The 13464-nt window shown below is 69.9% G+C and carries 13 protein-coding genes and 1 pseudogene; 6 read left to right on the top strand and 8 right to left on the bottom strand.

Annotated features, from left to right (window positions below):
• Nucleotides 1-905: fumarate hydratase (locus VFB40_RS17565; RefSeq protein WP_324851962.1), on the bottom strand; the 905-nt coding region annotated here is incomplete at its 3' end.
• A 114-nt stretch (nt 906-1019) separates the two neighbouring features.
• Between VFB40_RS17565 and VFB40_RS17570 the strand changes: the two genes are divergently transcribed.
• A complete protein-coding gene (locus VFB40_RS17570; RefSeq protein ID WP_324851964.1) occupies nt 1020-1676 on the top strand; it encodes a DUF1707 SHOCT-like domain-containing protein in 657 nt (218 codons plus the stop codon).
• Entirely contained in the window at nt 1673-2095 is a 423-nt protein-coding gene (locus tag VFB40_RS17575) for an acyl-CoA thioesterase (RefSeq protein ID WP_324851966.1), read from the top strand. Before VFB40_RS17570 ends, VFB40_RS17575 begins: the two co-directional genes overlap by 4 nt.
• 5 nt (nt 2096-2100) lie before the next feature.
• Here the strand turns inward: VFB40_RS17575 and VFB40_RS17580 are convergent, their stop codons facing one another.
• Complete coding sequence (locus tag VFB40_RS17580; protein ID WP_324851968.1) at nt 2101-4125, bottom strand: MFS transporter; 2025 nt, start codon at nt 4123-4125, stop codon at nt 2101-2103.
• Nucleotides 4126-4289: 164 nt separating this feature from the next.
• Nucleotides 4290-5300: a class II fructose-bisphosphatase gene (glpX, locus tag VFB40_RS17585; RefSeq protein WP_324851970.1), complete on the bottom strand. Its 1011-nt coding sequence runs from the start codon at nt 5298-5300 to the stop codon at nt 4290-4292.
• 155 nt (nt 5301-5455) lie between these two features.
• Between glpX and VFB40_RS17590 the strand changes: the two genes are divergently transcribed.
• A complete protein-coding gene (locus VFB40_RS17590; RefSeq protein WP_324851972.1) occupies nt 5456-6010 on the top strand; it encodes a DUF4245 domain-containing protein in 555 nt (184 codons plus the stop codon).
• Between the two features lie 128 nt (nt 6011-6138).
• On the opposite strand, the gene VFB40_RS17595 is transcribed toward VFB40_RS17590, so the two are convergent.
• Nucleotides 6139-6372, bottom strand: a complete 234-nt coding sequence (locus VFB40_RS17595; RefSeq protein ID WP_324851974.1) for an exodeoxyribonuclease VII small subunit — start codon at nt 6370-6372, stop codon at nt 6139-6141.
• 51 nt (nt 6373-6423) lie between these two features.
• On the opposite strand from VFB40_RS17595, the gene VFB40_RS17600 reads away from it, so the two are divergent.
• Nucleotides 6424-6906 carry a GNAT family N-acetyltransferase gene (locus tag VFB40_RS17600; protein WP_324851976.1) on the top strand — a complete coding sequence of 161 codons (483 nt, stop codon included), beginning with the start codon at nt 6424-6426 and terminating at the stop codon, nt 6904-6906.
• Nucleotides 6907-7001: 95 nt separating this feature from the next.
• On the opposite strand, the gene xseA is transcribed toward VFB40_RS17600, so the two are convergent.
• The gene (gene xseA, locus VFB40_RS17605; protein WP_324851978.1) at nt 7002-8246 is read right to left on the bottom strand and encodes an exodeoxyribonuclease VII large subunit; all 1245 of its coding nucleotides are present in this window, start codon (nt 8244-8246) and stop codon (nt 7002-7004) included.
• A 152-nt stretch (nt 8247-8398) separates the two neighbouring features.
• On the opposite strand from xseA, the gene VFB40_RS17610 reads away from it, so the two are divergent.
• Nucleotides 8399-9439, top strand: a complete 1041-nt coding sequence (locus tag VFB40_RS17610; RefSeq protein ID WP_324851980.1) for a 4-hydroxy-3-methylbut-2-enyl diphosphate reductase — start codon at nt 8399-8401, stop codon at nt 9437-9439.
• 15 nt (nt 9440-9454) lie between these two features.
• On the opposite strand, the gene VFB40_RS17615 is transcribed toward VFB40_RS17610, so the two are convergent.
• Both VFB40_RS17615 and VFB40_RS17620 read right to left on the bottom strand, forming a co-directional pair.
• Complete coding sequence (locus tag VFB40_RS17615; RefSeq protein ID WP_324851982.1) at nt 9455-10102, bottom strand: DUF6542 domain-containing protein; 648 nt, start codon at nt 10100-10102, stop codon at nt 9455-9457.
• A gap of 195 nt (nt 10103-10297) precedes the next feature.
• Entirely contained in the window at nt 10298-11467 is a 1170-nt protein-coding gene (locus VFB40_RS17620) for a DNA recombination protein RmuC (RefSeq protein ID WP_324851984.1), read from the bottom strand.
• Nucleotides 11468-11518: 51 nt separating this feature from the next.
• On the opposite strand from VFB40_RS17620, the gene ychF reads away from it, so the two are divergent.
• Nucleotides 11519-12592 carry a redox-regulated ATPase YchF gene (ychF, locus tag VFB40_RS17625; RefSeq protein ID WP_324851986.1) on the top strand — a complete coding sequence of 358 codons (1074 nt, stop codon included), beginning with the start codon at nt 11519-11521 and terminating at the stop codon, nt 12590-12592.
• 50 nt (nt 12593-12642) lie between these two features.
• Here ychF and VFB40_RS17630 read toward each other — a convergent pair.
• Nucleotides 12643-13464: pseudogene (locus VFB40_RS17630) on the bottom strand (DUF4190 domain-containing protein); the annotation flags it as partial.

A 13464-nucleotide genomic window follows, 5' to 3' on the forward strand; every position in this document is an offset into this window, starting at 1 on the left:
GGCAGCCGGATCACCCGCACGTCGTGGCAGAAGTACTTGCCGCCGAACTGCGCGCCGATCCCGATGTGCCGGGTCAGCTCCAGCACCTCGGCCTCGAGCTCCAGGTCCCGGAAGCCGTGCGCCAGCATCGAACCCGAGGTCGGCAGGGTGTCGAGGTACTTCGCCGAGGCGTACTTGGCGGTCTTGAGCGCGTACTCCGCGGAGGTGCCGCCGACCACGATCGCCAGGTGGTACGGCGGGCAGGCCGAGGTCCCCAGCGAGCGGATCTTCTCCTCGAGGAACCGCAGCATCGCCTTCGGATTGAGGACCGCCTTCGTCTCCTGATACAGGAACGACTTGTTCGCCGAGCCGCCGCCCTTCGCCATGAACAGGAACTTGTACGCGGACCCGGAGGTGGCGTACAGCTCGATCTGCGCCGGGAGGTTGGAGCCGGTGTTCTTCTCCTCCCACATGGTCAGCGGCGCCATCTGCGAGTACCGCAGGTTCAGTCGTGTGTAGGCGTCGTATACGCCCTGCGCGATGTGCGACTCGTCGCCGCCGTCGGTCAGCACGTTCTGCCCGCGCTTGCCCATCACGATCGCGGTCCCGGTGTCCTGGCACATCGGCAGCACTCCGCCGGCCGCGATGTTCGCGTTCTTCAACAGGTCGAGCGCGACGAACCGGTCGTTCGGCGAGGCCTCGGCGTCGTTCATGATCGAGGCGAGCTGGGTCAGGTGCGCCGGCCGCAGGTAGTGCGCGATGTCGTGCATCGCCGTGTCGGTCAGCAGCCGCAGCGCGGAGGGCTCGACCTGAAGGAAGGTGCGGCCCGCGGCGGACACCGTCGACACGCCCTCGGTAGTCAGCAGCCGGTACTCGGTCTCGTCCGGCCCGAGCGGCAGCAGGTCTGAATAAGCGAACTCGGGCATGCACAAGCCTCCTGTGACCGTACTTTTCATCAGCCCGCGGCCTCGCGGCGTCACGGACTATGTACGAAGCCTATGCCCGCGCGATAAGCGCCTCGCGCCGGGTAGCGTAGCGGGGTGACTTCTCCTGCGATGCGTGGTCCGGAAGACCGCAATCCCGGCCTGCGCGCCTCCGATGCCGACCGTGAGCACGTCGCCGAACTGCTGGGGCGGGCCTTCGCGGAAGGGCGGCTGAGTTCCGAGGAGCACAGCGAGCGGCTCGAGGCCGTCTATGCCGCGAAGACGATGGGCGAGCTGCGGCCTCTGGTGTCGGACCTGCCGGTGGTCTTCGCGCCGCCCACGGCAGCCGCCACCGCGACCGGTGCGGGGCTCACCGACCTGGCCGCCGCGGACGCCGCCACGCGGTACAGCGGCGGAGAACCGGTCGTCGCACTGTTCAGCGAGACGAAGCGGACTGGCCGCTGGCTCGTGCGCTCCGGCCTCAACGCCCGCGCGATCTTCGGCTCGATCGAGCTCGACCTGACCGAGGCGATGCTCGAACAGCGCGAGATCACCATCGTCGCGAACGCCGTGTTCGGCGAGGTGATCATCCGCGTCCCGGAGGGCGTCATCCTGCACGACGAAGGCAGCGCGATCTTCGGCTCGCGCAAGCTCGCGGCCAGACCCGGCACCCTGTTCGGACCGGAGACGCCGGTCGTGCACGTGCAGGGCGTCGCGGTGTTCGGCAGCGTCGAGAGCAAGGGCCCGAGGAAGAAATGGCTCAAGGGCCGATGAACGCTGAAGCATCCGGCAAGCCGCTCTACCTCCACCGCGCGACCGTCTGGTTCGACGAACTGGACATGGTGGGCGTCCTGCACAACGCGCGTTACGCGATCCACGTCGAGCGCGCCATGACCGCGCTGTACCACTCGCTGACCGGGCTGGACCCATCGGACAGCTATGTCGTGGTCAAGCACTACGAGATCGAGTTCCTGCGGCCGTTCACCCGCGAGCGCGGCGAACTCGTCGTCGAGATCGGACTCGGGCGGCTCGGCCGGACCAGCGCCGTGTACACGTTCCGTTGTCTGTCTGAGGGAGACGACGGCGCGGAGATCGAGCACGCGCGCGGTACCCGCACCATCGTGAAGGTAACACGCGGCGACCTGCGTCCCGCGCCGTGGTCAGACGGACTGCGGACCGCGGTAACCGGCTAACGCAGTCACCCCTGACGCGACATCAGGTCCCGGTTCGGCGCGTCCAGCGAGTTGTCGGCGAGCTGACGCAGCATCGCCAACAAGTCCGCGTGCTGCTCAGGCGACCAGCCGGCCAGCTGCTCCTGCAGGATCTCCGAGCGCGCGCTGGAGAGCTGGTCGATGATCTGCACTCCGGCCGGCGTCAGCGTTACCAGCCCGTCCGCGTCGCGCTGCGCGAAACCGCCCGCGATGATCCCGTCGATCTTCGCGCGGACCTGTTCGACCGGCACGCCGAGCCGCCGGGCCGCCGCCTGGTCGGTGATCGGGCCGACGTGGTAGAGCCGGAACACGCCGTACGCCTGCGGAACCGTGATGTCCACCCCGGCGCGCTCGATCACGGTCTGGTACCGGTCCCACAGGTTCTGCCGGCTGGTCAGCCTGGTCAGCGCGCGCTCGATCTCGTCCAGCGAGCTGCGGAAGGTCGGCAGGCCGGTCGCCTCGCCGAGCTCCGACGCCCTGGTCGCGCCGCGCAGCGGCACCTCGCGCAGGAACAGCGTGAGCAGGAACGCGACGAGCGTGATCGGCACCGCGATAAGGAACACCGTCTGCATCGACAACGCGAAGATGTGCAGGAACGGCGCGGCCTGCGTGTGCGGCAACTGGTGCACCGAGGTCGGCGATTCGAGCACGCGTTGCACCGGGAACGTGGTCGGCAGCGTGCCGTCCTTCAGCGCGCCGGTGACCTTCGAGCTGAGCTGGTTGTTCAGGATCGTGCCGAAGATCGAGGCGCCGAACGAGCCGCCGATGGAGCGGAAGTACGTCGCGCCGGAGGTCGCGGTCCCGAGATTCGCGTACTCCACGGCGTTCTGCACGGCGATGATCAGCACCTGCATGGTCATGCCGAGACCGAAGCCGAACACCGCCATGTCCACGCCCATGACCGTCGCGCTGGAATGGTCGTCGATGCGGGAGAGCAGATAGAGCCCGACCGCCATCAGGGCCGTGCCGATGATCGGATAGATCTTGTATCTGCCGGTCTTACTGATCAGCTGCCCGCTGCCGATGGAGGCGATGAGCAGACCGCCCATCAGCGGCAGCAGCCGCAGCCCGGAGACGGTCGGGGAGTTGCCGTTGACCACCTGCATGAACAGCGGGATGAACGAGAGCGCGCCGAACATGCACAGGCCGACCACGAACCCGATCGCCGAGCACATGGAGAACACCGGGTTGCGGAACAGGTGCAGCGGCAGCACCGGCTCGGCGACCCGCTGCTCCACGAGTACGAACCCGAACAGCAGCACCACCGCGCCGATCCCGCAGCCCCACACCTCGACGGAGTTCCAGGCCCAGGTGCTGCCGCCGAGGCTGGTGATCAGTACCAGGCAGGTCGAAGCGGCGGCGAGCAGCGTGGTGCCGGCGTAGTCGATGCGGGGCCGCTGCTCCGGGCTCTTGGTGCGCAGCGCGGTCGCGATGACGCCCAGCGCGACCACGCCGACCGGCAGGTTGACGTAGAAAACCCAGCGCCAGGACAGGTTGTCGACCAGGAAGCCGCCGAGCAGCGGGCCGAGCACCGAGGAGACGCCGAACACGGCCCCGATGACGCCCTGGTACCGGCCGCGGTCCCGCGGCGGCACGACATCCGCGATGACCGCCATGGCGAGCACCATCAGCCCGCCGCCGCCGATGCCCTGGAAAGCGCGGAAGGCGATCAGCTGGGGCATGTTGTGCGCGACTCCGCACAGTACCGAGCCGGCCAGGAAGATGACGATGCAGACCTGGAAGACGGTCTTGCGGCCGAACAGGTCGCCGAGTTTGCCCCACAGCGGGGTGGTCGCGGTCGAAGCGAGCATGTACGCGGTGACCACCCAGGACAAGTGGTTCGCCCCGCCCAGGTCGCTGACGATGGTCGGCAGCGCCGTGGACACGATGGTCTGGTCGAGCGCGGCCAGGAACATCCCGAGCATCACCCCGGCGAACACCAGCCGTACCCGTCGGGCGTCCTCCTCGACGGGTACGACGTTCGCGGCGGTGTCCTCGATCTGACCCGACATCAGCGCCTCCGAGGCGATCGCGACCCTGAAGATGGTTGTTCCCTCAAACAGAGGTAACACCCGGATCCGCCCGATGCCCGTCGGAAACGCTAAAAGGATGAGTTGAAACGCGTCAACGCCGCGCTGGCCGGTCAGTGACCGGCCAGCGCGCCGCGGTCTGAGACTCAGCCGAAGTCGATGGCGCTGAACTTACGCAGCTTGTCGAGCCGGTGCTCTGAGTCGATCCGGCGGACCGTGCCGCTCTTCGACCGCATCACGAGCGAGGACGTTATCGCCCCGCCGGCGCGGTACCGCACTCCGCGCACCAACTCGCCGTCGGTGATCCCGGTGATGGCGACGAACGCGTTCTCGCCGGTGACCAGGTCGTCCGTGGTCAGCACCCGGTCCAGATCGTGGCCCGCGTCCAGCGCCTTGCGCCGCTCCGCGTCGTCGCGCGGCCAGAGCCGGCCCTGGATCACGCCGCCGAGGCACTTCATCGCGCAGGCGGCGATGATGCCCTCCGGCGTGCCGCCGACGCCGAGCAGCAGGTCGATTCCGGTGTCCGGGCGCACCGCCATGATCGCTCCGGCCACGTCGCCGTCCGAGATGAACTTGATGCGCGCGCCGGTCTCGCGCACCTCGCGCACCAGGTTCTCGTGCCGCGGCCGGTCCAGGATGACCACGGTCACCTCGGTCGGCCGGCAGCCCTTCGCCCGCGCGACCGCGCGGATGTTGTGCTCGACCGAGGCGGTGATGTCCACGGCGTCCGCCGCCTCCGCGCCCGTGACCAGCTTCTCCATGTAGAAGACCGCGGACGGGTCGTACATCGCGCCGCGCTCGGCCAGCGCGATGACCGCGATCGCGTTCGGCATGCCCTTGGCGTTCAGCGTGGTGCCGTCGATCGGGTCGACTGCCACGTCGCATTCGGGTCCGTCGCCGTTGCCGACGTGCTCGCCGTTGTACAGCATCGGGGCGTTGTCCTTCTCGCCCTCGCCGATCACCACGACCCCGTCCATCGAGACGGTGTTGATCAGGTGCCGCATGGCGCCGACCGCCGCGCCGTCCGCGCCGATCTTGTCGCCCCGGCCTACCCAGCGGCCGGCCGCCATCGCGGCGGCCTCGGTGACGCGCACCAGCTCAAGGGCCAGGTTCCGGTCGGGAAGCTGAGGGTTTTCGGTCTCGGACGTGCTACTCATGGTGGTGTCCTTCCGCACGGGACATCATGAAGAGGCGGCGGGCCGCTGAGGGGGCGGCCGAAGAATCCGCTGATTCGCCGGTCTATTGATCGTAGCGATCCGGACAACCCGCCCCCGGTCGTCGGCCGCCGCGGCGGATCGGAGACGATGGAGGCATGGCGAACTCGGCTAAGTCGCGGCTCAGAACCACCGTCCGGGACATGGTGCTCTCCCTGGCGGTCATCGCGGTGCCGATCGCCGTGGTGCTCGCGGTCAAGCCCTCGAAGGCGGGCAACCCGGTGCATCCGGTGGACGCCGCCGCGTATCAGACCACGCTCGGCGCCGCCCGCGCGGCCGAGCCGTTCCCGGTGCTCGCGCCGACCGGGCTGCCCGCGGACTGGAAGCTCACCTCGGCTTACTACAACCCGGCGGGGGGCTCCGGACCGGCCGAATGGCACCTGGGCTACCTCACCCCGAGCGGCGGCTACGCCTCGCTGGAGCAGACCAGCGAATCCTTCGCCAGCTACCTGAACGACCAGCACTCGAACGCGAGCCAGGACACCGCGGTCCAGATCGCCGACGCCACCCCGACCGAGTGGCAGCGCTACACCGGCACCGCCCCGGGAGGGCTCAAGACGCTGCTCTACGCGCAGAACGCGAAGTCGACCGTCATCGTGGCCGGCAGCGCCCCGCTCGCGGACCTGGAAAAGCTGGCCGCCGCGCTGCACTGACCGCCCGGCCGGAGCGCGGCTCGGTCAGCCCGCGCTGAGCGGGATCGGCCTAGAAGAACCGGACGCATGTCGCTTTGGTCGGCCCGCCCTGTGCTCCCAGCCCGTACTCATCCGTACGTCAGCTCTCTTCAGCTTTCCTCGCGGGCGGCGACGGCCGCATCAAGACGCGCCCGCGCGCCGTCGAGCTTCGCCTGGCAGTGCGCGGCCAACGCCTCGCCGCGCTCCCACAGCGCCAGCGAATCCTCCAGCGAAAGCCCGCCGGCCTCGAGCCGCTGCACCGTTGCGACCAGTTCCTCGCGCGCCTGCTCGTAGCCGAGCCCGCTCAGGTCGTCGCGCGCCGCGGAATTCGCTTCTTCAGCCATGGCGACCACGATAGGTTGCCGTGGCGACAGCTACACGCAAGGAGTCGAACTGTGGGAATCGCGGCGCGCCAAGCGGTGGTCTCCGATGCCGAGGAGCTGACCCGGCTGCGCGAGGTGATGATCTCCACCTTCGGCCCGATCCCGGACCACTCCTGGCGCGAGCCCTGCGTGGCGGCCTTCCGTACCGCACTGGCCGACCCGGCCGGCCCGCTGCAGGCCTTCGTCACCGACGCGCCGGATCAGCCCGGCATGCTGGCCGCCTGCTCGGTCGGCGTGATCCAGCAGCGGCTGCCCGGCCCGGCGAACTGGACCGGCCAGACCGGCTACATCCTCAGCGTCGCGACCGATCCGCGATTCCGCCGTCAAGGCCACGCCCGCGCCGTCGTCGTGGCGACTCTCGACTGGCTGCGTGCCCGCGGCGTTCCGCGCGTGGACCTGCACGCCTCGGACCAGGGCGAATCGCTCTACCGCGACCTCGGCTTCCACGAACCGCGCGGCATCGCGCTCACGGCCTGGCTCCCGAATCAGCGCTGACTCGAATCAGCGTCGCCCCGAATCACCGTTGACCTGTCTCAGCGCTGACCCTAATCAGCCACCCGGCGCCGACCGCCGAACCGGCCTCGGCCTAGTCAGGCACCGGCGCCGACTGCCGAGTCAGCCTCGGCCTGATCAGCCACCGTCGCGTTCAGCGAGCCGCCGGCCAGCCGCAGCGTGAGCGCGTCGCCCGGCTCCACCTCCTCCGGCTTGCGTACCACCGCCCCACCCGCGCGCTGCACCACCGCGTAGCCGCGCTCCAACGTCGCGAGCGGAGAGAGCGCACGCACCCTCGCCAGGGTCTGCGTCAGCACCTCATCGTCCTGGGTGACCTTGTGGCGCGCGCACCGGTACGCCCGGTCCCGCAGCGCCGCGACCTCCTGCGCGCGCTGGTCGATCATGCCGTACGGCGCCGCCAGCACCGGCCGGGACCGGAAGCCCTCCAACGCCCGGCGCTCGCGGTCCAACAGCTGATTGACCGTGCCCCACAGCCTGCGCCGCGCCTGCGCGACCCGCTCCATCTCCTCGTGCACGTCCGGCACGATCCGCTTCGCCGCGTCCGTCGGAGTCGAGGCGCGCAGGTCGGCGACCAGGTCCAGCAGCGGCGAGTCCGGCTCGTGCCCGATCGCGGAGACCACCGGGGTCCGGCAGGCGGCCACCGCCCGGATGAGCTGTTCATCAGAAAACGGCAGCAGATCCTCCACCGAACCGCCGCCCCGCGCGATCACGATCACGTCCACCTCGGGATGAGCGTCCAGCTCAGCCAGCGCCGCGGTCACCCCGGCCACCGCGCCCGCGCCCTGCACCGCCGTCTCACGCACCTCGAACCGGACTCCCGGCCAGCGCCGCTGGGCGTTCTCCAGCACGTCCTTCTCGGCCGCGGAGGCCCGACCGCAGATGAGCCCGATCAAGTGCGGCAGGAACGGCAGCGGCTGCTTCAGCGCCGCGTCGAACAGCCCCTCCGCTGCCAGCCTGCGCTTGAGCTCCTCCAGCCGGGCCAGCAACTCGCCGATGCCGACCGGCCGCAACTCCTGCGCGAGCAGCGAGAACTGGCCGCGCTGCCGGTAGAAGTTCGGCTTCGCCCACACCACGACCCGCGCGCCCTCGGACGGCGCCGGCACCACCTTCTCGAACACGCTGCGGTAACACGTCACGCTCACCGACACGTCGTGCGACGGATCGCGCAATGTGAGAAACACCATCCCGGCACCCGGCCGCCTGCTGATCTGCGTGATCTGACCTTCGACCCAAATCGCGCCCAGCCGGTCGATCCAGTCGCCGACCATCGTGGCGAGGGTCGAGACCGGCACCGGGTTCTCGAAAGAGGTCTGCAGGGCCATGTCACAACCGTATCGGCCGGCGCCGACGCCGAAGCTCACATCGGGTGCTCGCGCCGATCAGACCCGCAGGCGAGGGAAAAAGTGTGCGGGAGATGTAAAGATCGGCTCTCCTGCTCTGGGGCGCCCACCGCGTCCGCGAATACCATGGAGACATGGTCACCGCCTCCGGTTCCGCCCCGGCCACCTCAGGGTCCGTTTCCGCAGCGCCCGACGCAGCCTCGAGCGCAGCCTCCGCCGACGCCCCGCAGCGCAAGCGGGTCCTGCTCGCCGCGCCGCGCGGCTACTGCGCGGGCGTGGACCGCGCGGTCCAGACCGTCGAACGCGCGCTTGAGCAGTACGGCGCGCCGGTCTACGTGCGCAAGCAGATCGTGCACAACAAGCACGTCGTGCAGACGCTCGAGGAGCGCGGGGCCGTCTTCGTCGAGGAGAACGAGGAGGTGCCCGAGGGCGCGATCGTGATCTTCTCGGCGCACGGCGTCGCCCCCGAGGTGCACGACCAGGCGTCGCGGCGCAGCCTGCGGACCATCGACGCGACCTGCCCGCTGGTGACCAAGGTGCACAAGGAGGCGGTGCGCTTCGCCGACGAGGGCTACGACATCCTGCTCATCGGCCACGAAGGCCACGAGGAGGTCATCGGCACCACCGGCGAGGCCCCCGAGCACATCAAGCTGGTGGACGGCCCCGAGGGCGTCGCCGACGTCGAGGTGCGCGACCCCTCCCGGGTGGCCTGGCTCTCGCAGACCACGCTGTCCGTGGACGAGACCGAGCAGACCGTCGCCAAGCTGCGCGAGCGCTTCCCGCTGCTGATCGACCCGCCGTCCGACGACATCTGCTACGCGACGCAGAACCGGCAGGTCGCGGTCAAGCGCATCGCCCCGCAGTCCGACCTGCTGATCGTGGTCGGCTCGGCCAACTCCTCCAACTCGGTGCGGCTGGTCGAGGTGGCCCTCGAGGCCGGAGCCGACTCCGCGTACCTGGTGGACCGCGCCGAGGAGATCGACCCGGCCTGGTTCGAGGGCGTCACGACCGTCGGCCTTACCTCGGGCGCCTCGGTGCCTGAGGAGCTGGTTCAGGGCGTCCTCGCGCTGCTCGCCGAGCGCGGGTACAGCGACGTCGAAGAGGTCCGCTCGGCCCAGGAGAAGCTGCTGTTCGCGCTTCCGCATGAATTGCGGCGCAACCTGCCGAGCAGCTGACGCGCCGCCAGCAGCTCAGCGCCGGAAGGGCAGCCTGCGGGCGAGGATGACGCACAGCGCCACTGCGGTACCGAAGAACACCGCGCGCGCCTTGAACGCCAGCAGCTCCAGCATCGTCGCGACGGTTCCCATCAACCCGGAGCCCATGTCGTGCGGTGAGAAGGCGGCGACGAGCAGCAATCCGACTGCGAAGGCGAGCGGCGGGCCGACCACGGCCGAGTACCAGTCGGATCGTCGTACCTTCACGGCCGCATAGGCGCTGCCGACCAGGAACAGTCCGATAAGGCACCAGGCGGCCGTACCGACGAGAAGCAGATCCAGCGTCGCGCCGATAGCGCACGCGCCGACCAGGACCATCGACACGCCGAACGCGGTGAGCGGCGCACTGCCGGCCAGCGGTCGCGCGAGTGTGGGAAGCGGCTGCTGGCGAGAGCCCGCGCCGCGACCGGGCTGTGATCGCGAGCCCGCGCCCGAACTCGAGCCGGTGCGTTGGCCGACTCCGCTCGGCCAGGAGGGCATCGAACTCGGTGGCCGCCGCACCAGGCTCCGCGAGCCGTCTCCCGGCCGCTCGGCGCGCGTATCAGCGGCGTGCCGGGCAGTCGGTTGGGGGTGCCACAGGCTTCCCTCGGAGGATCCATGTTCGGCCGCCGGGTGCTGGCTCATACCTGCCACGGTAGGAACCCGCGCGGGCCGCCTGCCGCTGCCACGCCCGCTGATCACTCATCTGGATGATGCGTCACCCCGAACGCATCAGAGCCCGTCTACCTGCGTGAATGAGACCTCTCATGCACTCCTGGGCGCGTTACGGCGTTACGGCGTTGCGGCGTTGCGGCGTTACGGGGTTGCGGCGTTGCGTCGTCACGGCGTCATGCGATCAGACGAAGTACGCGGCGTCAGGCCGCCGGGCGCGCTCGGCAGCGGCAGCAGCGAGTCCAGCGAGCTGGGAGAGCGGGGAGCGGTGTCCAGGTGCCGCGGCGTCTCGGGTGCGGCCTCCCCGACGCCGAGGTCGTGCAGCCGCCGCGCGGCCACCAGCACCCGCGAGTCAAGCGACCCGACCGCCCGGTTGTATGCCGCGACCGCGCTGCCCAGCGACCCGCCGAGCCGGTCGATATGCCCGGCCAGGACGCCGATCCGGTCGTACAAGTCCCGGCCGAGGTCGATGATCGTACGAGCCTCCGCGGCGAGCGTGTCCTGCGACCACGCGTACGCGACGGTACGCAGCAACGTGATGAGTGTGGTCGGCGAAGCGAGCATTACGCGCCGCTCCGCCGCGTACTCCAGCAGGTTCGAATCGGCTTCGAGTGCGTAGGACAGGAACGCCTCACCGGGCACGAACAGCACCACGAACTCCGGCGTGGAGGCACCGGCCGCGTTAAGCCGCTTCCAGTACCCCCTCGACCCCAGCTGCTCCACGTGGGCCCTTAGCTGCCGCGCGTGTGCCCTTAGCCGATCCGCGCGCATCTCCTCGTCCCGCGCCTCCGCGGCCTCCAGGAACGCCCCGAGCGGCACCTTGGCGTCCACGACCACGTTCTTGCCGCCGGCCAGGTGCACGACCAGGTCCGGCCGGGCCGCGCCCTCGTCGCCGTCGAGCGTCGCCCCGACCACCAGCTGCTCGGTGAAGTCGCACCGGTCCACCAGCCCGGCGAGTTCCACGGCGCGGCGCAGGTGCAGCTCGCCCCAGCGGCCCCGCACCTGCGGCGCGCGCAGCGCGGTGACCAGCGCAGCGGTCTGCCCGCGCAGCTCCTCGCCGGTGGTGCGCACGTCCTCGATCTGCCGGGCCAGCGCGGCCTGCGCCGAGCTGCGCTCCCGCTCGATCTCGCGCAGCCGGTCGTCCAGGTGCCGCAGCGACTCCTGAATCGGCCGTCCGACCTGCGCGAACTGCTGATCGGCCAGCCCGAGCAGCCGGTCGGTGGACCGGTCGAGCGCCTCGGCGGAGGGGCCGCGCCCGCGCCCGCGCTCCCAGAGCACGCCCAGCACGAGGCCGAGGGCGATCCCGATCAACAGCAGTACCAGCTCTCCAGCGTTCACGAACAACATCGTGGGAGTTAGCACCGACAGGGACAACTAGACTTGCCGTCCATGGCCCTGCAGATCGGAATCGTCGGCCTGCCGAACGTAGGCAAGTCGACCCTCTTCAACGCGCTGACCAAGAACGACGTGCTCGCCGCGAACTATCCGTTCGCCACGATCGAGCCGAACGTCGGGGTGGTGGGCGTGCCCGATCCGCGGCTCGCCGTGCTGGGCGCGCTGTTCAAGTCCGAGCGGATCGTCCCGGCCACCGTCTCCTTCGTGGACATCGCCGGAATCGTGCGCGGCGCCTCCGAGGGCGAGGGCCTGGGCAACAAGTTCCTCGCCCACATCCGCGAGGCCGACGCGATCTGCCAGGTCATCCGGGTGTTCAGCGACGCGGACGTGCACCACGTGGACGGCAAGGTCGACCCCCGCGGCGACCTGGAGACCATCAACACCGAGCTGATCCTGGCCGACCTGCAGACCATCGAGAAGGTCCTGCCGCGCCTGCAGAAGGAGGCGCGGATGGCCAAGGAGAAGCAGGCCGTGGTCGCCGCCATCGAGCAGGCCAAGAAGGTGCTCGACGAGGGCACCACGGTCTACGCCGCCGGACTCGACCCCGAGCCGCTGCGCGAGCTGCACCTGCTCACCGCGAAGCCGTTCATCTACGTGTTCAACGTGGACGAGGAGGAGCTGACCAACGATCAGCTCAAGGCGGAGATGCGAGCTCTGGTCGCCCCGGCCGAGGCGGTGTTCCTCGACGCGAAGATCGAGTCCGAGCTGATCGAGCTGTCCGACGAGGAGGCGCTCGAACTGCTGCAGAGCATGGGGCAGGAGGAGTCCGGGATCACCCAGCTGGCCCGGGTCGGCTTCGACACCCTCGGCCTCCAGACGTATCTGACGGCGGGTCCGAAGGAGGCGCGCGCCTGGACGATCCGCAAAGGCGCCACCGCGCCCGAGGCGGCCGGCGTCATCCACACCGACTTCCAGCGCGGCTTCATCAAGGCCGAGGTCATCTCGTTCCAGGACCTGGTGGACGCGGGCTCGGTGGCCGAGGCCCGCGCTCGCGGCAAGGCACGCATCGAGGGCAAGGACTATGTGATGGCGGACGGCGACGTGGTCGAGTTCCGCTTCAATGTCTGAAGCAGCCCGAGCCGCATCGCTGACGCAGTGTCAGCTCACGAGCGTGCCGACTATGGCTTGCTCGCCACGTACAAGGTGATGAAGAGGATCCAGCCGAGCAGCAGCACGCTCGCCACGATCGTCGCCGCGAGAGCCTGACCGTGCCCTACACCGGTCTTGCGCGCCTTAGACAGGCCGACCCCGCCTAAGGGCAGTGCGACGGCGAGTAGGCACGGCGCGGCGAATCCCACCAGCGAGAGCACGAGCGCGGCGGTAGCGATGCCGTTGCTCGGCGGTGGCGTCTGATACGGCGCGTAGCCGTAGTGCACCGGTGGCGGCTGATAGGGCTGCCCAGGGCCGGATCGAGAACCGTATTGCTGCGGTGGGTACGACGGCAGCTGCGAGGACGACGGGTGATGCGGTACCGATCCCGGCGCGGACTGTGGGGGAGCGCCGCTGAAGGGCGCGCCGGAGTAGGAGCCGTTCCCGTTCTGGCCCGAATGCGGGCTCTGGTAGGGGCTGTTCGGACGCGGCGGCTGGGGCTGCTGCTGTGGCAGTGGTTGACGCTGCGGCGGTTGCGGCTGCTGCGGCTGAGGAATACGCGGAGGCCCGTTCGGGTGCGGCGGCCGCGTGCCGGGATGCGGCGGGGCGCTGGAGTACGACGGTGCGCTGGGCCGCGGCGGGGCGCTGGAGTACGACGGTCCGCTCGGCGGTGGCGGGACCAACGGCGCGAACGACGACGAAGGTTGCGGCGCCGAGGCTTGTGCTTGAGGCGGGTTGAGCCCTGCCGCCGAGTCCTTGTTCAGCGCGTCCGTCGCCTGCGCCAGGATGTCCGCGACGACCGCGGTCGGCAGCCACCCGGGAACCGGCCGCTCTCCTGGATGCGCTTCCAG

Origin of the sequence: Actinocrinis sp., assembly GCF_035650855.1 — a bacterium.
Taxonomy (GTDB): Bacteria; Actinomycetota; Actinomycetes; order Streptomycetales; family Catenulisporaceae; genus Actinocrinis.

What these genes read in the sequence shown, in the direction of transcription:
- VFB40_RS17575 (WP_324851966.1), top strand. Translation starts at nt 1,673, where the DNA reads ATGAACGCTGAAGCATCCGGCAAGCCGCTCTACCTCCACCGCGCGACC.
- VFB40_RS17580 (WP_324851968.1), bottom strand. Translation starts at nt 4,125, where the DNA reads ATGTCGGGTCAGATCGAGGACACCGCCGCGAACGTCGTACCCGTCGAG.
- glpX (WP_324851970.1), bottom strand. Translation starts at nt 5,300, where the DNA reads ATGAGTAGCACGTCCGAGACCGAAAACCCTCAGCTTCCCGACCGGAAC.
- VFB40_RS17590 (WP_324851972.1), top strand. Translation starts at nt 5,456, where the DNA reads ATGGCGAACTCGGCTAAGTCGCGGCTCAGAACCACCGTCCGGGACATG.
- VFB40_RS17595 (WP_324851974.1), bottom strand. Translation starts at nt 6,372, where the DNA reads ATGGCTGAAGAAGCGAATTCCGCGGCGCGCGACGACCTGAGCGGGCTC.
- xseA (WP_324851978.1), bottom strand. Translation starts at nt 8,246, where the DNA reads ATGGCCCTGCAGACCTCTTTCGAGAACCCGGTGCCGGTCTCGACCCTC.
- VFB40_RS17610 (WP_324851980.1), top strand. Translation starts at nt 8,399, where the DNA reads ATGGTCACCGCCTCCGGTTCCGCCCCGGCCACCTCAGGGTCCGTTTCC.
- VFB40_RS17615 (WP_324851982.1), bottom strand. Translation starts at nt 10,102, where the DNA reads ATGAGCCAGCACCCGGCGGCCGAACATGGATCCTCCGAGGGAAGCCTG.
- ychF (WP_324851986.1), top strand. Translation starts at nt 11,519, where the DNA reads ATGGCCCTGCAGATCGGAATCGTCGGCCTGCCGAACGTAGGCAAGTCG.